Genomic DNA, 23117 nt, shown 5'->3' with positions numbered 1-23117 from the left:
GTGGGTGTTACTTGTCGTCCATCGAGGATTCGGGGCGCTCCAGAACGCTGTAGCCGCGCCGGCGGTGAAACAGCGCAATCTGCACCGAGCGGAAGGTCATCGCAGCAAAGCCGAGCAGGCAGACGCCGTAGACCCAGTTCATCGGCAAGTCAACCATGGTCATGCGCGAGTTGCTGCCGAGCTTGAGCATCATCATCCCGGTCAGAACAGTAGCGGCCGCGAAGAAGCCGATGCGCATCAGGTCCACCACCGTCGACATCACACGACCCATCAGCCTGGGCATGAACTTGTAGAAAAAATCCACCTGGATATGGTTGTTCTTGATCACGCCGATGGTGGCACCGGTGAACACCACGGCAATCAGCAGGTAACGCGCAATCTCCTCGGTCCAGGCGGCCGAATCGTTCAACACGTAGCGGGTGAAGAATTGGTAGAAGACGGTGGCGCCCAGGATCCAGAAGAAGCCCAGCGCCACCCAGCCTTCCAGCGTGGTGCCCGCGAGGTCCACGGCTTCGTCCTGCGCGTGGAACTCGCCGTCGTCGCCCATCACCTTGGGCATGTCGTCAATGGATGGGGTCATGGAAATAGTGCCTTGTTTTTTTTCAGGGACACCGCGGAACCGGCTTTGCCGGGCCGCTGTGTCGCCCCCTGGGGGGAGGCGGCGCACGCCAGTGAGCCGCTTCGGGGGGTTATTTGATTGCGATGATGCGGTCCCAGTCCTTCTTGTCCAGCTTCATGGACTCGAAGGTGATGGCCTTGAGTACACGCTGCTGGAAGTCGGCGCGGTCCACGGTCACGACGTTGTTGCCTTTCTTCTTGAACTCCTCGACCAGCTCGCCTTCACGCTTCCTGATGTCGTTGGTGGCCTTCTCGGCGGCTTCCTGCGTGATGTCGGCCAGCAGCTTCTGCTCGGCTGGCGTCAGCTTGCCCATGAGGCCGGGCGAAACGACGGTGAGCAGGGCGTCCGCAATGTGGCCGGTCAGGATGATGTTCTTCTGTACCTCAAAGAACTTCTTGGCTTCGATGGTGGGCAGCGGATTTTCCTGCGCGTCGACGGTGCCGTTCTGCAGCGCCAGGTAAACCTCGGCAAAGGCAATCGGCGTCGGGTTGGCGCCGCAGGCACGCGGCAGCGCGGTGTAAGCCGGGGAGTCCGGCACGCGCATCTTGATGCCCTTCATCTCGTCGCAGTTCTTGAACAGCTTGTTGCTGGTGGCGTGGCGCGCGCCGTAGTAGGTCAGTGCCGTCACGGTGTTGCCGGTAGCCTTCTTGTAACCCTCGGTCAGTTCCTTGAAGACATCACTCTTGCCGTACTTGATCACGTGGTCGGCGTCGCGGAAGGTGAAGGGGTAGTAGCTGACCGCCAGCCGTGGGTAGGAGTTGGACGCAAACGAGGCGCCGGTCAGGATGATGTCGACCGTGCCCAGTTGCAGGCCCTGGTTGATGTCGCTTTCCTTGCCGAGGCTGGAAGCGGGAAAGACCTGGATCTCGTACTTGCCGTTGGTGCGTTTCTTGAACTCTTCGCCGGCCCAGACCGACCATTTGTGGTATGGCTCGGAGGTCTCATACACGTGGGCCCATTTCAGCTTGGTTTGCGCATTTGCGATGCCAAAAGGGGCGATAGCCCCTGCCAGCACTGCGCAAGCAGCTATTGTTTTGAGAGCAAATTGTTTTCTTGTCAGCGCTTTCATGGTGTCTCCTCTTGGGGTGGTTACTGGCTTCAAAGGGAAACGATGCACACGCCAGCCGTGCACCGCATTTCAGGGCTTATCTGGCGTTCGCCAGGCTGGCGAAGGGCTCCTTGAGTTGCCGCGCCTGGCGCCAGCTCACACTGAAGCGGGTGTGCGAGTTGTCCATGTGGGCATGCATGGCCAGCCGGGCGGCCGCAGCATCGTGGTCGCGCACCGCGTGCAGGATCGCCTCGTGTTCACTGATGGCGGCGGTCCAGGATTCCATGTTTTCAAAGTACCCGCCCAGTCGCTCGAACAGCGGACCGCGTCGCGAGTCCCAGAAGCGCTGCACGGTTTCGATCAGCACGACGTTGTCCGACGATTCGACAATCGCTGTGTGGAAGGCCCGGTCGCCTTCCAGCGGCAACACGCCACGGTTGGCGTCTTTTTTCATGACGTCCAGCGCCTTGCACATGGCTGTGACGTGTTTGCGTTTGGCCTGCAGCGCTGCGATCGAGGCGATTTCGCCTTCAATCACCCGGCGTGCGCGTATCAGCTCCAGCGGCCCCCATTCGTCGGGTGCGATCTGCGGACGACTGGCGGCGGCGGCAGCGGCGTGGCTGCTGCGGTCCAGCACATACACGCCGGAGCCGGTGCGCACCTCGACCCAGCCCTCGACTTCCATGGCAATCAGCGCTTCACGCACCGAGGGCCGGCTCACGCCGAGCTGCTTGGCAAGGTCACGTTCAGCCGGCAGCCGGGTGTTGACGGCAAATTCCCCGGCGCTGATCAGCGCACGCAATTGCCCCGCGATCTGGCGATACAGGCGTTGGGGTTCGACGGTTTGCAGCGGCACGGCAGAAAGAGTTCGAAAATTAAGGGTTAGCCAGAATTGGACAAGTGGTAAGGCCAATTCATAATCCCACGAATTCCCCGGTACCCATATCCGGCAAAACCCTGTGCGGGGTGAGCTGCCGATGCCGCACCTGCAACAACAAGGAAAAGCAGCCATGAGACTTCAAGGAAAAACCGCGCTGGTCACGGCCGCCGGGCAGGGCATCGGCAAGGCCAGCGCGCTGGCCATGGCCGCAGAAGGTGCGCAAGTCTGGGCTACCGACGTCAATGAGCAGCTGCTGACCGCCTATGCCGGTGTGCCCAACATCCATGCGGTCGCGCTCAATGTGCTCGACAAGGCGGCGATCGCCAAAGTGATTGCGGATATGCCGGCGCTACACGTTCTGTTCAACTGCGCCGGCTTTGTGCATGCCGGCTCCATCCTGCAGGCCAGCGACGAAGAGTGGGACTTCGCCTTCAACCTCAACGTGCGTTCGCAGTACTGGACCATTCAGGCCGCACTGCCCAAAATGCTGGCCAACCATGGCGGCAAGGGCGGCGGCAGCATCATCAACATGGCCAGTGTCTGCAGCATCAAGGGGCTGCCGAACCGCTTCATCTATGGCGCGTCCAAGGCCGCGGTGATCGGTCTGACCAAAAGCGTGGCGGCTGACTTCGTGATGCAGGGCGTTCGCTGCAATGCCATCTGCCCTGGCACGGTCGATACGCCGTCGCTGCAGGACCGCATCAATGTGTTTGAGGACCCGGTGGAGGCGCGCAAGAATTTCGTGGCGCGCCAGCCCATGGGGCGGCTGGCGCAAGCGCATGAGATCGCACCGCTGGTGACCTTTCTGGCCAGCGACGAGTCTGCTTTTGTGACCGGGCAGTCCTACAACATCGACGGCGGCATGACGATATGAACCAGCTTGACCTGGCGGATCGCCATGCGGTGGTCACCGGCGGCGCGGCGGGACTGGGTTTGGCGATTGCGCAGCGCCTGCTGGCCTCGGGCGCCAGTGTCACGCTGTGGGACCTGGACAGCCAGGCGTTGGCACGTGCGGCCGCTCAGCTCGGCGCCGGTGTGCGTATTGTTGTGGTGGACGTGGGCGACCATGCCAGCGTGGTGCGCGCCGTGTTGCAGACGGTGGCGCACACGCCCGCCGTCGACGTGCTGGTCAACAGCGCCGGCGTGACCGGCCCGAACGTCAAGGTCTGGGACTACCCGCCCGAGGCCTGGCAGCAGGTCATGCAGGTCAACCTCAACGGCCTGTTTTATTGCTGCCGCGAGATTGTTCCGCTGATGCGGGCCCGCAACTACGGCCGCATCGTCAACATCGCCTCGGTCGCCGGCAAGGACGGCAACCCGAACGCCAGCGCTTACAGCGCCAGCAAAGCCGCCGTGATCGCGCTGACCAAGTCGCTGGGCAAGGAGCTCGCCGACACCGGTGTGCGGGTCAACTGCGTGACGCCCGCCGCCGTCAAGACCGCGATCTTCGAGCAGATGAGCCCTGAACACATCGCCTTCATGCTGTCGAAAATCCCGATGGGCCGCTTCGGCACGCCGGAAGAAGTCGCTGCCATGGTCGGCTGGCTCTGCACCGAAGAGTGTTCGTTCTCAACCGGCGCCGTGTTTGACTTGTCCGGCGGCCGTTCTACATACTGATTCGTTTAACCAGAAGGAAAACCATGAAACTCGTTCGTTACGGCAACCCCGGCAAGGAAAAGCCCGGTCTCATCGATGCCGACGGCAAGCTGCGCGACCTCAGCGCGGTGGTCAAGGACATCGGCCCCGAGCAACTCGGTGATGCTGCGCTGGCCAAACTGCGCAAGCTCAAGACCGCCAATCTTCCGCTGGTCAAGGGTTCGCCGCGCCTGGGCAGTCCGGTGGCGGGTGTCGGCAAGTTCATCGCCATCGGCCTGAACTACGCCGACCATGCCGCTGAGTCGGGCCTGCCGATCCCGCCCGAGCCGGTGGTATTCATGAAGGCCACCAGCTGTATCCAGGGTCCCAATGACCCGGTCATGCTGCCCAAGGGTTCGGTCAAGACCGACTGGGAAATCGAGCTCGGTGTGGTGATTGGAACGCGCGCCCGTTATGTCTCGCAAAAGGACGCGCTCAATTTTGTCGCCGGCTACTGCACCATCAACGATGTCAGCGAACGCGAGTTCCAGATCGAACGCGGCGGCACCTGGGACAAGGGCAAAGGCTGCGACACTTTCGGCCCGCTCGGTCCCTGGCTGGTGACGCGCGACGATGTGCCGAATCCGCAAAAACTCGCCATGAGGCTGGACCTCAACGGCAAGCGCATGCAGACCGGCAACACCAAAACCATGATTTTCAGCGTGGCGAAAATCGTCAGCTACTGCAGCCAGTTCATGACCTTGCTGCCCGGCGACGTGATCACCACCGGCACGCCGCCCGGCGTCGGCCTGGGCATGAAACCGCCGATGTACCTGAAAAAGGGCGACGTGATGACGCTCGGTATCGAGGGCCTGGGCGAGCAGCGCCAGCTGGTGGTCCCGTTCAAGCTCTGAGCCTCGCCGCCCTGGCGGCACTTCGGCAGGTAAACTTCAGCTTATGAGCGCCGCACCCGATCTGCCTTTTCTGTCGGGCGCTACCGCCACATCCCGTTTGATGCGTGAGAAGGACTGGTCCGGTTCGGGTCTGGGCCCGCCACAGCAATGGCCGCAGTCCCTGCGCTCGGTCGTGAGCCTGATGGCGGGTTCGGCTTTTCCGATGTTTGTGGCGTGGGGGCCGTCGTTGCACATGTTGTACAACGAGGCTTACGCCGACATCCTCGGGGCCAAACATCCGCGCTCCCTGGGGCAACCCTTTTTTGATGTCTGGTATGACATTCGCGCCGACATCGAGCCACTGGTTGCGCGCGCGCTGGGTGGTGAATCCCTTTTTGTCGAGAACCTGCATTTGCGCATGCATAGGCGGGGTTTCGACGAAGACACTTGGTTCACGTTTTCCTATTCGCCGGTCTGCGACGAGACCGGAGCCGTTGCGGGGTTCTTCTGCGCGTGTACCGAAACCACCGGCATGGTGCTGGCTGAACGCCATCAGCGTGCGGAGCAGGAGCGGCTGCAGTCGCTGTTCAGCCAGGCGCCCGGCTTTGTCGCCATCATGCGCGGGCCAGCCCACGTGTTTGAAATCGCCAACCAGGCTTATGTGCAACTGACCGGCTTTCGTGACGTGATCGGCAAGCCCCTGGCCCTGGCGCTGCCCGAGGTGGTCGAGCAGGGTTTTGTCAAACTGCTGGACCAGGTGTACAGCACCGGGGAGCCCTATGTGGGCCGGTCCGTGCGCCTGATGCTCAACCGTGAACGCGATGCGCCGCCCACCGAAGCCTGGGTGGACTTTGTATACCAGCCGCTGCGGGACGCGACCGGCGCAGTCAACGGCGTGTTTGTGCAAGGCCACGAGGTCACCGAGTTGCAGCGCACGCAGCAGGCGCTGCTGGCTTTTTCCAACAGCATTCCTGCCATTGCGTGGGTGGCTGCAGCCGATGGCCGGCTGGAGCGCTTCAATTCGCAGTGGCAAGCCTATACCGGCCAGACGGAGCAAAGTGCCCTGGGCCACGGCTGGACGGCTGCGCTGCACCCGGATGACCATCCCGTGGCCCGGCAGACCTGGGAGAGTGTCCGCGCCGACAATAAGGCCTGGCAGGTCGAATACCGCTTGCGCGGCGCGGATGGCGCTTACCGCTGGTTCCGTGCCCATGCCGTGCCTCAGCTTGATGCGGCTGGCCGCGTGTTGCGCTGGTTCGGCACCACCACCGACATCGAAGACGCACGAGCCGCGGCGCAAATGCTGCAGCATGCCGACCGGCAAAAAGACGAGTTTCTCGCCACGCTGGCGCATGAGTTGCGCAATCCGCTGGCGCCGATCCGAACGGCGGTGCAGCTATTGACTACCCCCGCTTCGACGACGCAGGTGCGCGAACGCGCCACCGCTGTTATCGGGCGCCAGGTGGGGCACATGGCGCACCTTCTCGACGACCTGATTGACATTGCGCGCATCACCAGACGGCGGCTTGTCCTCAAGAAAGAGTGGGTGTCGGTCGATGAACTGGTTGAAACCGCGCTGGAGACCGCGCGGCCGCTGGCGCACGACAAAAAACAGACCTTGCGTGCCAGCGTTGCCAGCCCCGGTCTGCACCTGGTCGCCGACCCGGTCCGGGTGGCGCAGATTCTGTCCAACCTCCTGAACAACGCGTCGAAATACACCGACGTGGGGGGGCGTATCTCGCTGGAGGTGGCGCTTGAGGGGCAGAGCTTGCGCTTCAGCGTGACGGACAGCGGTATCGGCATGAGCGAGGCGGCCATCGGCCATGTTTTTGCCATGTTTGCGCAGGAGCAGTCGGCGCTGGATCGCTCGGAGGGCGGCTTGGGCATTGGCCTGGCCCTGGTCAAGGGCTTGGTGGAGCTGCATGGTGGCAGTGTCTCGGCGCACAGCGAGGGCGCCAACCTCGGCAGCCGATTTGTCGTGACGCTGCCCGGAGCGGCGGCGGCGCTGGCCGCGGCGCCGACAATCGATATGCCGGTCGCGCAGCCGGGCAGCACCCGAACGGTACTTCTGGCGGACGATAACCGCGATGCGGTCGATGTGCTGGCAGAACTGCTGCGGCTGGACGGCCACCTTGTTCACACCGCCAACGACGGGCTGCAAGCCGTCAAGCTGGCCGCGCAACTGCAGCCCGATGTGCTGGTGCTGGACATCGGCATGCCGGGTATGAACGGGTATGAGGTGGCCCGTCATGTCCGCGCCCAGCCCTGGGGCAGCCGTCCGCTGCTCATCGCGGCGACCGGATGGGGCCAGGAGGATGACCGGCAAAAAGCACTGGCTGCGGGCTTTGATCTGCACCTGACCAAACCTTTCGACCCGCTGCAACTGTCGGCCGTCATCTCCGAGGGAAGTCGCTAGGGTTTCCGGGTTTACCCTCGGTTCGCCTAGACGTCGGTCTCTATAAACCCCGATTTTTTGATGGGTAGTCCTGTTCAGCAGTGCTTTTGCTGCAAAATAGAACGGTCGTTCTTTTTTGTCTGGCCGCCATGTCTGTTACTGAACTACCTGTCAGGTCTGCCCGTTCCGCAACGCGAGAGGCCGCCCGTGCGGCGCCGGTTGGCATGCAAAAAGGCCAGCAAACCAAAGCCGCGATTGTGGATGCCGCCCTGGGCCTGGCCACCCAAATTGGCCTCGAAGGCTTGAGCATAGGCGCGCTGGCAGAGGTCATGCGCATGAGCAAATCCGGGGTGTTTGCCCACTTCGGCTCGCGCGAAGAGCTGCAAATTTCCGTGATTCGCGAATATTTCGCGCGTTTTGAGGAAGAGGTGTTTTACCCCGCCCTCAAGGAAGCGAAAGGTCTGCCGCGTGTGCAGGCGCTGTTTGGCAACTGGATGAAACGTGTGGCAGTCGAGCTGCAATCGGGCTGTATCTTCATCAGCGGCGCGGTCGAATTTGACGATCGCCCCGGCCCGGTGCGCGACGCACTGGCGACCTCGGTGCAGACCTGGCTGGCCGCCATGTACCGCGCTGTTGTGCTGGCCAAGGAGGCCGGTCATTTGCGCCCCGACGCCGACGAACGCCAGATCGCTTTCGAAATCCACGGCCTGATTCTGGCGCTGCATTACGAGGCACGGTTTCTCAAAACGCCGGGTTCCATCGAGCGGACCCAGCAGGCTTTTCAGAGCATTCTGGCGCGTTACGGCAATGGCGATGCGCTGACGTCGCCGCTGGCCAGGCCCGCCTAGCCTTTTACTTTTCCCATTTAATTTTCCCTTTCAAAGGACATAGCCATGCCCCAATATTCCCCGCCGCTGCGTGACATGCAATTTGTGATGCACGAAGTGCTCAAGGTCACCGACGAACTCAAGCCGATCGCCAAATACGCCGATGCCGATGTGGACACCATCAACGCCATTCTGGAAGAAGGCGGCAAGTTCGCCAGCGAAGTGCTTCTTCCACTCAACGTCAGCGGTGACGAGGAGGGCTGCAAGCTGGACCCGGTGACCCACGCGGTGACCACGCCCAAGGGTTTCAAGGAAGCCTATAAAAAGTACGTTGAAGGTGGCTGGCCCGCCCTGAGCGGTGACCCGGAGTTCGGCGGCCAGGGTCTGCCACTGGTGGTCAACCAGTGTTTTTATGAAATGCTCAACAGCGCCAACCAGGCCTGGACCATGTACCCCGGCCTGACGCACGGCGCCCATGCCGCGCTGCACAGCCACGGGACCGACGAGCAGAAAAAAACCTATCTGCACAAAATGACCAGCGGCGAATGGACGGGCACCATGTGCCTGACCGAGCCGCATTGCGGCACCGACCTGGGTCTGATGCGCACCAAGGCCGAGCCGCAGCCTGACGGCAGCTACAAAATCACCGGCAACAAGATTTTCATCAGCGCCGGTGAACACGATATGGCTGGCAACATCATCCATTTGGTGTTGGCCCGCGTGACCGACGCGCCTCCCGGCATCAAGGGCGTCAGCCTGTTTATCGTTCCCAAGTTTCTGGTCAACGCCGATGGCTCGCTGGGTGCGCGCAATGGCATCTACTGCGGCGGCCTGGAACACAAAATGGGTATCCACGGCAACGCCACGGCGCAAATTGTCATCGACGGCGCGATCGGCACCATGGTCGGCCAGCCCAACAAGGGCATGCAGGGCATGTTTGTGATGATGAATGCTGCCCGCCTCGGCGTCGGCAACCAGTCGCTGGGCCTGACGGAAGTGGCCTACCAGAACGCGCTGGCTTATGCCAAGGACCGCCTCCAGATGCGTTCGCTGTCGGGTGTCAAGGCCAAGGACAAACCAGCCGACCCGATCATCGTTCACCCGGATGTGCGCAAGATGCTGCTGACCGCCAAGGCCTATGCCGAAGGCGGCCGCGCGCTGGCGATCTACTGCACGGTGCTGCTCGACAAGGAGCATTACCACCCCGACGAAAAAGTCCGCAAGGACAGCGGTGAAATCCTCTCGCTGCTGACACCCATCGTCAAGGCCTTCCTGACCGACAACGGCCATATCTCCACCAATGCCTGCATGCAGGTTTTCGGCGGTCATGGCTTCATCAAGGAATGGGGCATGGAGCAGTTTGTGCGCGACAACCGCATCAACATGATTTATGAGGGCACCAACACCATCCAGTCGCTGGACCTGCTGGGCCGCAAGATCCTCGGCAACAACGGCGCCACGCTGAAAAAATTCGGCAAGCTGATAGGCGCGCTGGTGGCTGAAGAAGGCGTCAACGAGAAGATGGCCGAGTTCATCAACCCGCTGGCCTATCTGGCTGACCAGATGACCAAGTTCACGACCGAACTCGGCTTCAAGGGTTTTCAGAACCCTGACGAGGTAGGTGCCGCCGCCGTGGACTACCTGCGCGTCGCGGGTCACTTGGTGTTTGGCTACTTCTGGGCCCGCATGGCGCAAGTGGCGCTGCGGGAAATTGCGGCTGGAAATACCGATGCCTTCTATGTCGCCAAGCTGCAGACCGCACGGTTTTATTTCGCCAAGTTGTTCCCCGAGACGGCGACATTGATGCGCACTGCGCGCAGCGGCAGCAAGGTACTGATGGACACCGACGCCGCACTGGCGTGATGGCCCAAAACCTTAAGTTTTTTAGGCCTGGAGCCCATATGTACCGTGCGTTGACAGCTATTATTTTGGGAGCAAGTTGTGTCTCCGGCTTTGCCCAGATGACGCCGGTGGGCACATGGCGAACTATCGACGATGCCACGGGCGAAGCCAAGTCCGAGGTCGTCATCACGGAGAGCTCGGGCGTGCTCCGTGGCCGGATCTCGAAATTGCTGAGCAAGGGGGCTGACCAGAACGCCGTTTGCGACAAGTGCCCTGACGACCGCAAGGACAAGCCGCTGATTGGCCTGGAGCTGATGCGCGGCGCGAAGAAGGCCGAAGGCAAAAACGTCTGGGAGGGCGGAAAGATCGTGGACCCCGAGGGCGGAACGATTTATTCCCTGAAGCTGACTCCCGCCGACAGTGGCAAAAAACTGGACGTGCATGCCTATGTCGGCATGGCGTTCATCGGCCGCACCCAGACCTGGGTCCGTATCCAATAATTTTCTGGAAAAACCATGTCACGTTTTCAAGTCAAAAAAGTCGCCGTGCTCGGCGCCGGTGTGATGGGTGCGCAGATTGCCGCGCATCTGGTCAACCTCAAGGTGCCGGTTGTGCTGTTCGACCTTCCCGCCAAAGAAGGCCCGAAAAATGGCATCGTCATCAAGGCGGTCGAAGGCCTAAAGAAGCTCAAGCCCGCGCCGCTCGGTGTGCCTGAAGACGCTGCGCTGATCCAGCAGGCCAACTACGAAGAACACATGGATGTTCTGAAGGAATGCGACCTGATCATCGAGGCGATTGCCGAGCGCATGGACTGGAAGACCGATCTGTACCACAAGATCGCGCCGTTCATTGGTGAAGGCGCGATTGTCGCCAGCAACACCTCCGGCCTGTCGATCACCACGCTCAGCGAAGCCTTGCCCGCATCCATCAAACCGCGTTTCTGCGGCATCCACTTCTTCAACCCGCCGCGTTACATGGCGTTGGTCGAGTTGATCAACACACCGACGACCGAGCCTAAGGTGCTGGACGACCTTGAAGCTTTTGTGACCAGCGGCCTGGGCAAGGGTGTGATCCGCGCGCATGACACCCCCAACTTTGTGGCGAATCGCGTTGGCATCGCCGGCATGCTGGCCACCATCAAGGAAGCCGAGACCTTCGGATTGAGCTATGACGTGGTCGATGACCTGACCGGCAAGAAATTGGGCCGCGCGAGTTCCGGCACCTTCCGCACCGCCGACGTGGTGGGCCTGGACACCATGGCCCATGTGATCAAAACGCTGCAGGACAACCTGGGCCCCGGCAAGGCGGCAGATCCTTTCTCCGATATCTACGGCACGCCGCCTGTGCTGGCGAAATTGCTGGAGAGCAAAAGCCTGGGCCAGAAAACCGGCGCCGGTTTCTACAAAAAAGTCGGTCGCGACATTCTGCGACTGGACCCCGAAAGCATGGAGTACGTGCCCGGCGGCGCCAAGGCCAATGAGGTGGTCGGACGCATGCTCAAAAAGCCGGCAGGTGAACGCCTGAAGCTGTTGCGCAACGCCGAGGGCGCCGAGCCGCGTTTCCTGTGGGCCATTTTGCGCGACCAGTTTCATTACGCTGCCGTGCATCTGGCGACCATTGCCGAAACCGCGCGCGACATCGACTTTGCGATGCGCTGGGGGTTTGGCGCCAAGCAGGGCCCATTCGAGCTCTGGCAGGAAGCCGGCTGGCTCCAGGTAGCCCACTGGATCAGGGAAGATATTGATGCGGGCAAGGCCATCAGCAGCGCGCCGCTGCCCGACTGGGTGTTCAAAGGCCCGGTGGCCGATACCGGCGGGGTGCATACGCCGGAGGGGTCCTGGAGCGCTTCGGCGAAGAAGTTTATTCCGCGCCGTCAGTTGCCGGTGTATCAGCGCCAGTTCTTTCCCGAAGATGTGCTCGGCGCCAGGGCGCCTTCCTTCACCACCGCCGGCACCACCTTGCATGAGGATGATTCGATCCGCCTGTGGACGCTGGACGGCGAACAGGGCGACGTGGTGATCGCCAGCATCAAGACCAAGATGCATGCGATTGGGCCCGACGTGGTCGAAGGCCTGGCGATGGCGGTGGATATTGCCGAGAAGAGCTACAAGGGCCTGGTGATCTGGTCCAACGACGAGATGTTCTCGGCCGGTGCCGATCTGCAAGCCATGCTGCCCGCCTTCATGATGGCCGGGGTGTCGGCCGTGGAAGGCGCGGAGGCCGAGATGCAAAACGTCATGCTCAAGCTGCGGTATGCGGCTGTGCCGGTGGTCTCCGCCGTTCGCGGGCTCGCCCTGGGCGGCGGCTGCGAGCTGGCGGTGTATTCCGCCAAACGGGTGGCGGCGATGGAAAGTTATATCGGGCTGGTGGAAGTTGGTGTCGGCCTGGTGCCCGGCGCCGGTGGCCTGACCTACATCGCACGCCGCGCTGCCGAGAATGCTGCCGCGTCGACCAACAAGGACGTACTGCCTTTCCTGACCGAAGGTTTCACCGCTGCGGCCATGGCCAAGGTCGGCACCAGCGCGATCGAGAGCCGCAAGATTGGGTATCTGCTCGACAGCGACGTGATCGTGCCGAACAAGGACGAGTTGTTGTATGTGGCGCTGAACGAAGCGCGCGCGCTGTTCAATTCGGGCTACCGCGCGCCACACAAGCGGCCCTTTCCCGTCGTGGGCCGCAGCGGCCTGGCGACCATCCAGGGACAACTCGTCAACATGCGCGACGGCGGTTTCATCAGCGCACACGACTTCCACATTGCCAGTCTGATCGCCAACGTGGTCTGCGGCGGCGATGTTGATGCCGGTTCGCTGGTGACGGAAGAGTATTTGATGACGCTGGAGCGCAAGGCCTTCTGCTCCTTGCTGGAACACCCCAAGACCCAGGAGCGGATCATGGGAATGATGAGCACGGGCAAACCTCTTCGTAATTGATAAAGCTACTGCGGAGCCATCATGCGTCGTTGCAGCCCAGAACCAATCCTCACGTACTGGAGTACGTTCCGGTTGCTTCCGGGCACCCGCGCCTAGCCTGATGCCTCCTCGCTACGCTTTCTCAATCACGAATCGCACTGTATGAACACGCCACACAACAATCCCAACCGCCTCGAACGCCAGCTGAACCGGCTGTTGGACCTGCCGGTGTTTGCGCGCACGTTTTTTCGGGGTGTCGTGATGCACCGTGCCGTGCCTTTCACCGGGACGGCGGGGCTGGACTTTGTGGAGATGACGACCCGTCGGGTCGAGGTCGGTGTCAAAAACGAGAAGAAGGTGCAGAACCACATCGGCGGCATCCATGCCTCGGCAATGAACCTGCTGGCCGAAACCGCGACCGGCATGGTGGTGGGCATGAATGTGCGCGACGACTGCATCCCACTCGCCAAGGAATTGAAGATGGCTTTCAGGAAACGCGCGACCGGGTCGCTGCGTGCCGTCGCCACGTTGACTGATGAGCAGCGCGCCTTGATGCAGGCCAGTGACAAGGGTGAAGTCACCGTGGCGGTCACCGTGACCGACGAGACCGGCGTGAACCCGGTCGAATGTGAATTCGTGTGGGCCTGGATACCTTCCGGTCCGCGAAAAAGTTAACAGGAATTGAAAGAAACTATCATGGCCAAACAAGTCCAGGAAGCCTACATCGTTGCCGCCACGCGCACACCCATCGGGCGCTCGCACCGCGGCTTTTTTCGCAACACCCGACCCGACGACCTGCTGGTGCGTGCCTTGCAGGCCGCTTTAGCGCAGGTGCCGACACTGGACCCGAAAGCGATCGAGGACATCATTTGCGGTTGCGCCATTCCCGAGGGACCGCAGGGCCTGAACATCGCACGTATAGGTGCGGTACTGGCCGGTCTGCCGACCAGTGTGGGCGGCATCACCGTGAACCGTTTCTGTGCCTCTGGCCTGTCCGCCATTCAGATGGCGGCCGACCGCATCCGTGTCGGTGAAGCCGATGTGATGATTGCCGCCGGCACCGAAAGCATGAGCATGGTGCCGATGTCGGGCAACTCGCCCTCGCTGTCGCCCGCCATGTTTGGCAACGATGAAAACATCGGCATCGCTTACGGCATGGGCCTGACCGCTGAAAAGGTCGCGCAGCAGTGGAAGGTCTCGCGTGACGCGCAGGACCAGTTTGCCCTGGAGTCACACCAGAAGGCGATGAAGGCGCAGAAGGACGGTGAGTTCACGGCCGAGATCACGCCAGTGGAAGTGACCGACCGTTCGCCAGACCTCGAAAGCGGCGAAGTGATGGCCAAAACCCGCACAGTCAGCCTTGATGAAGGTCCGCGCCCTGACACCTCGCTCGAAGGCCTGGCCAAACTCAAGACGGTGTTTGCCGCGCGCGGCTCGGTCACGGCCGGCAACAGCTCGCAGACCTCGGACGGCGCCGGCGCGCTGATCCTGGCCAGTGAAAAGGCGGTGGAGGAACACGGCCTGAAACCACTCGCGCGTTTTGTCAGTTACGCGGCCAAGGGTGTGCCACCGCACATCATGGGTATTGGACCGATTGAGGCGATTCCGGCTGCGCTGCGTTACGCGGGTCTCAAGCAGGACGACATTGACTGGTATGAACTGAATGAAGCTTTTGCGGCACAGTCGCTGGCGGTGATCAACACCCTGGGCCTGAATGCCGCGAAAGTCAACCCGATGGGCGGGGCGATTGCGCTGGGCCATCCGCTGGGCGCAACCGGGGCCATCCGTGCCGCCACCGTGATCCATGCGCTGCACAGGCACCAGCTGAAGTACGGGATGGTGACGATGTGTGTGGGGATGGGGCAAGGCGCCGCCGGAATATTTGAAAGGGTCTGACGACCCTCCCCCCCTGAGCCGCCTTCGGCGTCTTCCCCTCGAGCGCGGGGGGACGCCGTTGGTGGCCCGGCAAAGCCGGCTCCACGACGGCCTTGAAATTTGCAGCCGAGAATCGGGAGAGTGCAATGAAGAGCGTGACGATTGCCAGCAGCGGAGGCGCGATGATCGCACTTCGCGTTTACGAGTCAGCCAGTCCTGAACGCGCCAGCGTGGTGATCGGCGGGGCGATGGGTGTGCGGCAGGACTACTACGCGCCGTTTGCCGAGTGGCTCGCTGGCCAGGGCTTTCGTGTCACGACCTTTGACTACCGGGGCTCCGGCGAGTCTTTGCCAGACACGGCCCATGGCGGCTTGCGTGGCTTCAAGGCCGATCTTTTTGACTGGGCCAGCGACTATGAGGCCGTGGTGGACGGCGCCAAAGCGGCCATGCCGGATGCACCCCTGTACCTGTTGGGCCACAGCCTGGGCGCGCAACTGCCAGGTTTGCTGAACAACCAAAGCAAGATCGACGGCTTGGTCAGTATTGCTGCCGGCAGCGGCTACTGGCGCGACAACGCACCGCAGCTCAAGCGCATGGTGCTGTATTTCTGGTACGTGCTGGTGCCGCTGGCCACGCGCCTGTACGGCTATTTTCCAGGACGCAAACTCAAGAAAGTGGGCGACCTGCCCGCCGGCGTGATGCTGCAGTGGCGCAAATGGTGTCTGAACCCGGAGTACAGCGTGGGCGCCGAAGGGGAGGGCGCACGTCGGAGTTATGCGCGGGCCCGTTTCCCGGTGCTGGCGCTGTCCATCACCGACGACGAACTGATGACATGGCGCGGCACACAAAACCTGATCAAACTGTACACCGATGCACCGCGCAGTTTTGAACGCATCACACCGGCGGATCTGGGCGTCAAACGCATCGGGCACTTCGGGTTTTTTCGTCAGCAGTTCAGCGATTCCCTGTGGCCGCGCACGGTGCAGATGCTCGAACGCATGCAGCCGCTGCCCGCGCAGGCTGGCGTCGCCGGCACGACTGCCTGAGCCCGTCAAGGGCGGCATACTCGCACCATGAGCTCTCATCCTTTTGATTTGGCCGTGGCCCTGCAGGCACAGGCCGATGGCAGCTTTCTCGGTCGCACCAGCGCAGCCTATGCCAACATGGTCGGGCCATTCGGCGGCGTCACCGCAGCGCAGGCTCTGAGCGCCGTGCTGCAGCATCCGCAGCGCCTGGGTGATCCGATTTCGCTGACTGTCAACTTCGCCGCAGCACTGGCTGACGGGCCGTTTACCGTGAGCGCACGGCCGGCACGGACCAACCGTTCTACCCAGCACTGGGTCATCGAGATGCAGCAATACGGCGAGACGGTATTGACGGCCACGGCGTTTTTCGGGCTGCGGCGCGACACCTGGGGCGCGGATGAACACACGATGCCCGAAGTTCCGCCACCAGCCGACGTGGTGCGTGGCACGGGCCCGGCGCGGGTCGAATGGGTCAAGCGGTATGAGATGCGTTTTGCCGAAGGCGCGCTTCCTGCCGACTGGGATGGCACCGACCAAGGCATCAGCCGCACCCGCCTGTGGTTGCGCGACGACCCGCCGCGACTGCTGGACTTCGCCTCGCTGACCGCGCTGTCAGACGTATTTTTTCCCCGTGTCTGGCGCCGCCGCCCTTTGCTGGTGCCCATAGGCACGGTGTCGATGACGGTGTATTACCACGCCGACGCCGCGTTGCTGCAGTCCACCGGTAGTGGCTACCTGCTGGGCCAGACCCAGGCCCAAGCCTTTCGCAACGGTTATTTTGACCAGACGGCGCAGTTGTGGAACGAGTCCGGCGACTTGCTCGTGACGACCCACCAAGTGGTTTATTACAAGGAATGACTTTGAAAAACACGGTCGCCCTCATCATTGGTGCCGGGGATGCCACTGGTGGCGCGATTGCGCGCCGTTTTGCGCGCGAAGGCTACACCGCCTGCGTGACGCGCCGCAGCCTCGACAAGCTGCAGCCGCTGCTCGCACAGATTCGCAGTGACGGCGGTCAGGCCCACGGCTTTGCATCGGACGCGCGCAAGGAAGAAGAAGTGGTTGCGCTGGTCGAGCAGATCGAGTCCACCGTTGGCCCCATCGAGGTGTTGGTCTTCAACATTGGCGCTAATGCCCCCAGCAGTATTCTTGATGAGACGGCGCGCAAGTATTTCAAGATCTGGGAAATGGCCTGCTTCGGCGGTTTCCTCAATGGCCGTGAAGTGGCCAAACGCATGGTGCAACGCGACGGCGATGGCCACAAGGGCACCATCATCTTCACCGGCGCGACCGCCTCGCTGCGCGGCGGCGCCAATTTCGCGGCCTTCGCCGGCGCCAAACATGCCCTGCGCGCGCTGGCGCAAAGCATGGCACGTGAACTCGGGCCGCGCGGCATCCATGTGGCGCACGTCGTGGTGGATGGCGCCATCGATACGGCTTTCATCCGCGACAACTTCCCCGACCGATACGCAATGAAAGACCAGGGCGGGGTTGTGAATCCCGACCACATTGCCGACACCTACTGGATGCTGCACCGCCAGCCGCGCGATGCCTGGACCCACGAGCTGGATCTGCGACCCTACATGGAGAAGTTCTGATGCCAAAAACCGTCGAGTTCTTTTTTGATGTGGGCAGCCCGGCCGCCTACATCGCCTGGAAACAGTTGCCCCAGGTGTGTTGTGAAACCGGCGCGGCCATCGACTACAAACCGATGTTGCTCGGCGGTGTGTTCCAGGCCACGGGCAATCATTCGCCCACCACCGTGCCGGCAAAAGGCCGCTACATGATGGACGATCTGGGCCGCTTCGCAGCGCGTTACAGCGTGGCCTTTCAGGAGAACCCGCATTTCCCGATCAACACCCTGATGCTGATGCGTGGCGCTGTCGGACTCCAGGTACACGATCCCGCGCGTTTTGTACCTTACCTGGATGCTGTGTATAACGCGATCTGGGCGGAAGCCAAGAACATGAACGATCCCGTCGTTGTCGGCGCCGTTTTGCAGGCAGCGGGTTTTGATCCGATGGCCCTTCTGAGTCTGACGGGCGAGCAGGCGGTGAAAGACCGCCTGAAGGCCATCACCCAGGAGGCGGTCGAACGTGGCGTGTTCGGCGCGCCCACCTTTTTCGTCGATGGTCAGATGTTCTGGGGGCAGGACCGGCTCGACTTCGTACAACAAGCACTGAAAGCAGCAACATGAGCAATGACATCCTCACCCATACAGAAGCTGGGGTGATGACCATCACCCTGAACCGGCTGGAGCGCAAGAACTCGATCACCGCCGCCATGTACGGCGCCATGGCCGACGCGCTGGCCACGGCGGTGGAAGATCCCGGTGTGCGTGTGGTGGTGCTGCAGGGCCACGAAACCATTTTCAGCGCGGGCAATGACATCGGTGACTTTCTGAACAAGCCGCCTGCCGGCATGGATTCGCCGGTATTCCGTTTCCTGCGCAGCATCGCCGCTTTTCCCAAGCCGCTGCTGGCGGCGGTTTGCGGTCCGGCCGTTGGCGTGGGCACCACCCTGCTGCTGCACTGCGATCTGGTGTATGCCGGCGACAACGCCGCCTTCTCCATGCCCTTCGTGAATCTGGGTCTGTGCCCTGAGGCGGCTTCGAGCCTGCTGGTACCGCAGATGCTGGGCTACCACCGTGCGGCCGAGGCCTTGCTGCTGGGCGAGCCCTTCATGGCCGAGGCGGCGCTGGAGGTGGGCCTGGTCAACCGCGTCGTGCCACCTACCGAAGCCAGTGGCCTGGCACAGGCTGTCGCACGCAAACTTGCGGCCAAACCACTGACGTCGCTGGTCGAAACCAAACGCCTGATGAAGAAGGGCCAGCAGCAACTGGTTCAACAGCAGATGGATGAGGAGGGCGCAAGTTTCAGCCGAATGTTGGGCGAGCCCGCCGCGAAGGAAGCTTTTGGCGCCTTCATGGCAAAACGCAAACCCGATTTTTCCAAACTTTGAGCAGTAAACTGGCTCGGAGCCCATAAAAAATGGGTCTCGACAGCTATCTATTTCGTAGCAGTTGCCAATCCGGACCTCAGAACTGCCCTGCCCAGCAGCCCGCCAGATCGGCGGCTGGCGCAGGGCTTTTATTTATACAAAGCACCTGCTTGCTAAAAATATCGACTTTTGGTATGGTCGATTTCCATGGACGCCCCCCACGCACGCAAACGCTCCGCGGAAAGCCTGCCCGCTGGCCTGGAAGGGGCAGCAGGTTTAACCGACAAGCGCCCGCGCGGTCGACCGCGTAAAACCGTGGCTGAGCGCGACGACGGCAACCGCCGCGTCGAGCTGGTTCACGCGGCAGCGCGCCTGTTTCGCCGCAAGGGTTTTGACGGCACCAGCACGCGCGACATCGCGACGGCGGTCGGCATGCACAGCGGATCGCCGTTTTATCACTTCAAGAGCAAGGGCGCGCTGCTGCATGCGGTGATGGCCGAGGGCATGCAGTCGGCCATCACGCGGCAGACCGCTGCGCTCCAGGCTGCAGAGCATGCGGCGCCCGACGCCGCGGCCTTGCTGCGCATCCTGGTGAGAAACCACTTCGATGTGCTGCTGGGCCCTGGCAGCGACTTCATTCCGGTGATGCTGTATGAATCGCGTTCCGTCACGGCCAAACAGCGCAGCCTGCTGGCCAAACTGCAAGGTGACTACGAGGCCGTCTGGGCGCCGGTGCTGGAGGCGCTGCACCGTCAAGGGCGGCTGCGCTGCCCGGTCAAACTCGCGCGCCTGCTGATGTTCGGTGCGCTGAACTGGTCGGTGCAGTGGTTTGACGCCAAAAAAGGCGCGTCGCTCGATGAACTGGCCGATGCGGCGATGGCGCTGTTCATCGGCGAAGCAAAGGCCGCCCCTCCAAGGAGAACCCGATCATGAGTTACCGCTCCGTGTTTATTGCCGGCCTGTTTGCCGGCAAGGTGGTGGTGGTCACCGGCGGCGGATCAGGTATTGGCCGCTGCACCGCGCATGAACTGGCCGCACTCGGCGCCCATGTGGTGCTGATCGGCCGCAAGATTGAAAAATTACATGACGTGGCCGGGGAGATCGTTGCTGCCGGCGGCCGCGTGAGTTTCCACCCCTGCGACATCCGGCAGGAAGCTGCGGTGCAGGCAACGGTGGCGGCCATCGTGCTCGCGCACGGCCGAATCGACGGTCTGGTCAACAACGCGGGCGGTCAGTACATCACCCCGCTCGAAAGCATCTCGGCCAAGGGCTGGGAGGCCGTGATCAACACCAACCTGACCGGTGGTTTTTTGATGGCGCGCGAGTGTTACCTGCAGTCCATGGCTGCGCGGGGCGGCGCCATCGTCAACATCGTGGCCGACATCTGGGGCTCCATGCCATCCATGGGTCACAGCGGGGCGGCGCGGGCCGGCATGGTCAGCTTCACCGAAACTGCAGCCGCCGAGTGGGCGCACAGCGGTGTGCGGGTCAATGCGGTGGCGCCGGGTTACATCGCTTCCAGCGGCATGGACCACTACCCACCTGAGGCCGGCGCCATGCTGCGTGAGATGCGCAACACTGTGCCGGCGGGTCGTTTCGGTACCGAGGCGGAAACCTCGGCAGCAATCGTGTTTTTGCTCAGCCCGGCGGCCAGTTTCATCAGTGGCACGGTGCTGCGTGTGGACGGTGCGCGACCGCAGGTGCGTTTGGGCTGGCCGATGCGCCTGCCGGATGCCGAGGCGCAACAGCGCGACGCGGTCAAGCCCTTCGACGGGTTTCATCTGGCGACGGTGCCCAAGGTTTTTCAGAAATGACTGTTTTCCAGTCCGCCTGGAATGCAGAAGCCAGCGAGGCCGTGCAGCGCCGCGAGGCCATGCTGGCGCGCATCGCGGCACTGCGGGCGCTGGAAGAGCGAGCGGCGCAGGCCTCGGCCAACTCAAAACCGGTGTTCGACAAGCGCGGCCAGTTGTTGCCACGCGAACGGGTGGCCTTGCTGCTGGATCCCGGCGCACCCTACGTGCCTTTGTGTTCGCTGGCAGGTTTCATGCAGGACAACAGGGAGGCTGCGCTGTCGGTTCCGGGAGGTGGCGTTGTCGCCGGCATCGGCTTCGTCGAAGGTGTGCGCTGCATGGTCGTCGCCAGTGATTCGGGTATCGAGGCTGGCGCGATCCAGGCCATGGGGCTGGACAAGATATTGCGGGTGCAGGAGATCGCGCTGCAAAACAAGCTGCCCTTCATTCACTTGGTCGAAAGTGCCGGCGCCAACCTGATGCGTTACCGCGTTGAGGGTTTTGTCCACGGTGGCGCGCTGTTTCGCAATTTGGCGCGGCTCTCAAGCGCGGGTATACCGGTGATCACGGTGCAGCACGGCTCGGGCACGGCCGGCGGCGCCTACATGCCGGGCCTGTCGGATGTGGTGATTCTGGTGCGAAACCGTTCGCGTGCCTTTCTGGCCGGGCCCCCGCTGCTGATGGCCGCGACCGGCGAAGTGGCGACCGAAGAGGAACTGGGTGGCGCCGAGATGCACGCCAGTGTCTCCGGCCTGGGCGAGCAGTTGGCTGAAGATGACCGGCAGGCACTCGGGCTTGCGCGCCAGGTGCTGGCCCGCTCTTCATGGTCAAACAGACCTTCAGCCCATATCGGGAAAGCGCAAGCAGCTATCAATTCAGTAGCAAACGAACCGCTGTACCCGGCGTCCGACCTGCTTGGGCTGATGAGTACCGACCTGCGCCAGCCGGTGGACATGCACGAGGTGATCGCGCGCCTGGTGGACGGCTCTGACGTCCTGCCCTTCAAGGCGCTGTATGGCGCAGCCACGGTCTGCGTGCAGGCGTCCATCGACGGTCATGCGGTCGGCATCATCAGCAACAACGGCCCGATTGATGTCGTAGGTGCCAACAAGGCGACCCATTTCATCCAGATGTTGTGCCAGTTGGGCCATCCCATCGTTTACCTGCAAAACACCACCGGTTACATGGTCGGCAAGGACAGTGAACAGGCCGGCATGATCAAACACGGCTCCAAGATGATCCAGGCGGTCACCAGCGCCACCGTGCCGCAGATCACCATCCAGTGCGGCGCCTCGTTTGGCGCGGGGAACTACGGCATGTGCGGGCGCGGTTATGCGCCGCGCTTTCTGTTCAGCTGGCCCAACGCCAGAACCGCCGTCATGGGCGGCGAGCAGGCGGCGCGCACCATGCAGATCGTCACCGAGGCGGCGATGGTGCGCAAGGGCATCGCCGTGGATGCGGCGCAGTCGCAGGCGCAGTTCGACAAGATTGTGGCCCTGTTCGAGGCCCAGGCCGACGCGTTTTACACCTCGGGCCTGTTGCTCGACGACGGCGTGATTGACCCGCGCGACACACGCGCGGTACTCGCGCAATGTCTGGCCATGTGTGCCGAGGCCGACACGCGGCAACTGCGGCCGATGCAGTTTGGAGTTGCGCGAATGTGAAGTGACTGTCATGCCGGACTTGATCCGGCATCCATGCGCGCGCCACCCTGTATGGCGGATCAAGCCCGCAATGACAAAACAAAGAGAGCAAAGGAGCCCAAAATGCAATACACCCACGAACACCTCGAAATCCAGAAAACCCTCAAGCGTTTCATCGACGCCGAGATCAACCCGCATGTGGACGAGTGGGAAGCGGCTGAAATATTTCCCGCGCACCAGGTTTTCAAGAAGCTTGGCAATCTGGGTCTGCTGGGTCTGACCAAGCCCGAGGAATACGGTGGCGCGGGCCTCGACTATTCCTACGGCGTGGCAATGGCCGAGGCGCTGGGCCACATTGACTGCGGCGGTGTGCCGATGGCCATTGGTGTGCAGACCGACATGTGCACGCCGGCGCTGGCACGTTTTGGCAGCGAGGAGCTCAAGCGCGAGTTCCTGGCGCCGGCAATTGCTGGCGACACGGTGGGCTGCATCGGTGTCAGCGAGCCGGGCGCCGGCAGCGATGTGGCGTCGATCAAAAGCCATGCGCGCAAGGACGGCGATGACTACGTGATCAGCGGCCAGAAGATGTGGATCACCAACAGCCTGCAGGCCGACTGGATGTGTATGCTGGTCAACACCGGCGACGGCGCGCCGCACAAGAACAAGACGCTGGTGATGGTGCCAATGGATACCAAGGGTATCGAGAAGGCCAAAAAGATCCGCAAGATCGGCATGCATTCCAGCGACACCGGCCTCATCTACTTTGACGAGGTGCGCGCGCCCCAGCGCAATCTGATAGGCGCCGAAGGCAGGGTTTTATCTACCAGATGCAGCAGTTCCAGGAAGAGCGGCTGTG

21 protein-coding genes and 1 pseudogene are annotated in these 23117 nt (G+C 62.3%); 19 read left to right on the top strand and 3 right to left on the bottom strand.

Annotated elements, in window-relative coordinates:
* Nucleotides 1-7: 7 nt before the first annotated feature.
* The 3 genes from ACH2CW_RS00625 to ACH2CW_RS00615 all read right to left on the bottom strand — a co-directional run bounded on the left by ACH2CW_RS00625 (nucleotide 8) and on the right by ACH2CW_RS00615 (nucleotide 2523).
* The gene (locus ACH2CW_RS00625; protein WP_395054789.1) at nucleotides 8-580 is read right to left on the bottom strand and encodes a TRAP transporter small permease; all 573 of its coding nucleotides are present in this window, start codon (nucleotides 578-580) and stop codon (nucleotides 8-10) included.
* A gap of 109 nt (nucleotides 581-689) precedes the next feature.
* Complete coding sequence (locus ACH2CW_RS00620) at nucleotides 690-1688, bottom strand: sialic acid TRAP transporter substrate-binding protein SiaP (protein WP_395054787.1); 999 nt, start codon at nucleotides 1686-1688, stop codon at nucleotides 690-692.
* Between the two features lie 76 nt (nucleotides 1689-1764).
* On the bottom strand, nucleotides 1765-2523 hold the full coding sequence (locus ACH2CW_RS00615; protein ID WP_395054785.1) for a FadR/GntR family transcriptional regulator: 759 nt from the start codon (nucleotides 2521-2523) through the stop codon (nucleotides 1765-1767).
* A 154-nt stretch (nucleotides 2524-2677) separates the two neighbouring features.
* Here ACH2CW_RS00615 and ACH2CW_RS00610 point away from each other — a divergent pair, with 154 nt between their 5' ends.
* The 19 genes and pseudogenes from ACH2CW_RS00610 to ACH2CW_RS00520 all read left to right on the top strand — a co-directional run.
* Nucleotides 2678-3421 (top strand): SDR family oxidoreductase, encoded by a 744-nt coding sequence (locus ACH2CW_RS00610; RefSeq protein ID WP_395054783.1) that lies wholly within the window; start codon nucleotides 2678-2680, stop codon nucleotides 3419-3421.
* The gene (locus tag ACH2CW_RS00605; RefSeq protein ID WP_395054781.1) at nucleotides 3418-4164 is read left to right on the top strand and encodes an SDR family NAD(P)-dependent oxidoreductase; all 747 of its coding nucleotides are present in this window, start codon (nucleotides 3418-3420) and stop codon (nucleotides 4162-4164) included. Before ACH2CW_RS00610 ends, ACH2CW_RS00605 begins: the two co-directional genes overlap by 4 nt.
* Nucleotides 4165-4187: 23 nt before the next feature.
* Entirely contained in the window at nucleotides 4188-5036 is an 849-nt protein-coding gene (locus ACH2CW_RS00600; RefSeq protein WP_395054779.1) for a fumarylacetoacetate hydrolase family protein, read from the top strand.
* A gap of 43 nt (nucleotides 5037-5079) precedes the next feature.
* Nucleotides 5080-7431, top strand: a complete 2352-nt coding sequence (locus ACH2CW_RS00595; protein WP_395054777.1) for a PAS domain-containing protein — start codon at nucleotides 5080-5082, stop codon at nucleotides 7429-7431.
* 128 nt (nucleotides 7432-7559) lie between these two features.
* Entirely contained in the window at nucleotides 7560-8258 is a 699-nt protein-coding gene (locus tag ACH2CW_RS00590; protein WP_395054775.1) for a TetR/AcrR family transcriptional regulator, read from the top strand.
* Between the two features lie 45 nt (nucleotides 8259-8303).
* Nucleotides 8304-10100: an acyl-CoA dehydrogenase C-terminal domain-containing protein gene (locus tag ACH2CW_RS00585; RefSeq protein WP_395054773.1), complete on the top strand. Its 1797-nt coding sequence runs from the start codon at nucleotides 8304-8306 to the stop codon at nucleotides 10098-10100.
* A gap of 38 nt (nucleotides 10101-10138) precedes the next feature.
* Nucleotides 10139-10579, top strand: a complete 441-nt coding sequence (locus tag ACH2CW_RS00580) for a DUF2147 domain-containing protein (RefSeq protein ID WP_395054771.1) — start codon at nucleotides 10139-10141, stop codon at nucleotides 10577-10579.
* A 15-nt stretch (nucleotides 10580-10594) separates the two neighbouring features.
* Complete coding sequence (locus ACH2CW_RS00575; protein WP_395054769.1) at nucleotides 10595-13009, top strand: 3-hydroxyacyl-CoA dehydrogenase/enoyl-CoA hydratase family protein; 2415 nt, start codon at nucleotides 10595-10597, stop codon at nucleotides 13007-13009.
* Nucleotides 13010-13150: 141 nt separating this feature from the next.
* Complete coding sequence (locus tag ACH2CW_RS00570; protein WP_395054767.1) at nucleotides 13151-13663, top strand: DUF4442 domain-containing protein; 513 nt, start codon at nucleotides 13151-13153, stop codon at nucleotides 13661-13663.
* Nucleotides 13664-13684: 21 nt separating this feature from the next.
* A complete protein-coding gene (locus tag ACH2CW_RS00565) occupies nucleotides 13685-14884 on the top strand; it encodes an acetyl-CoA C-acyltransferase (RefSeq protein WP_395054765.1) in 1200 nt (399 codons plus the stop codon).
* Nucleotides 14885-15009: 125 nt separating this feature from the next.
* Nucleotides 15010-15909 (top strand): alpha/beta fold hydrolase, encoded by a 900-nt coding sequence (locus ACH2CW_RS00560; protein ID WP_395054763.1) that lies wholly within the window; start codon nucleotides 15010-15012, stop codon nucleotides 15907-15909.
* A 27-nt stretch (nucleotides 15910-15936) separates the two neighbouring features.
* Entirely contained in the window at nucleotides 15937-16746 is an 810-nt protein-coding gene (locus ACH2CW_RS00555) for an acyl-CoA thioesterase (RefSeq protein ID WP_395054761.1), read from the top strand.
* Nucleotides 16743-17486, top strand: a complete 744-nt coding sequence (locus tag ACH2CW_RS00550) for an SDR family oxidoreductase (RefSeq protein WP_395054759.1) — start codon at nucleotides 16743-16745, stop codon at nucleotides 17484-17486. The genes ACH2CW_RS00555 and ACH2CW_RS00550 overlap by 4 nt, the downstream gene beginning before the upstream one ends.
* On the top strand, nucleotides 17486-18085 hold the full coding sequence (locus ACH2CW_RS00545; protein WP_395054757.1) for a 2-hydroxychromene-2-carboxylate isomerase: 600 nt from the start codon (nucleotides 17486-17488) through the stop codon (nucleotides 18083-18085). Before ACH2CW_RS00550 ends, ACH2CW_RS00545 begins: the two co-directional genes overlap by 1 nt.
* On the top strand, nucleotides 18082-18849 hold the full coding sequence (locus ACH2CW_RS00540; protein ID WP_395054755.1) for an enoyl-CoA hydratase: 768 nt from the start codon (nucleotides 18082-18084) through the stop codon (nucleotides 18847-18849). The genes ACH2CW_RS00545 and ACH2CW_RS00540 overlap by 4 nt, the downstream gene beginning before the upstream one ends.
* 186 nt (nucleotides 18850-19035) lie before the next feature.
* Complete coding sequence (locus ACH2CW_RS00535) at nucleotides 19036-19761, top strand: TetR family transcriptional regulator (RefSeq protein ID WP_395054753.1); 726 nt, start codon at nucleotides 19036-19038, stop codon at nucleotides 19759-19761.
* On the top strand, nucleotides 19758-20642 hold the full coding sequence (locus ACH2CW_RS00530) for an SDR family oxidoreductase (RefSeq protein WP_395054751.1): 885 nt from the start codon (nucleotides 19758-19760) through the stop codon (nucleotides 20640-20642). Before ACH2CW_RS00535 ends, ACH2CW_RS00530 begins: the two co-directional genes overlap by 4 nt.
* Nucleotides 20639-22282, top strand: a complete 1644-nt coding sequence (locus tag ACH2CW_RS00525) for an acyl-CoA carboxylase subunit beta (RefSeq protein ID WP_395054749.1) — start codon at nucleotides 20639-20641, stop codon at nucleotides 22280-22282. The genes ACH2CW_RS00530 and ACH2CW_RS00525 overlap by 4 nt, the downstream gene beginning before the upstream one ends.
* Before the next feature lie 102 nt (nucleotides 22283-22384).
* A pseudogene (locus ACH2CW_RS00520) lies at nucleotides 22385-23117 on the top strand (acyl-CoA dehydrogenase family protein); the annotation flags it as partial.

It is taken from the genome of Polaromonas sp. (genome assembly GCF_043778355.1).
Classification (GTDB): Bacteria; Pseudomonadota; Gammaproteobacteria; order Burkholderiales; family Burkholderiaceae_C; genus Polaromonas.
Note: the sequence above shows the minus strand (reverse complement) of the source record. Positions and strands in the feature narration are given on the sequence as shown.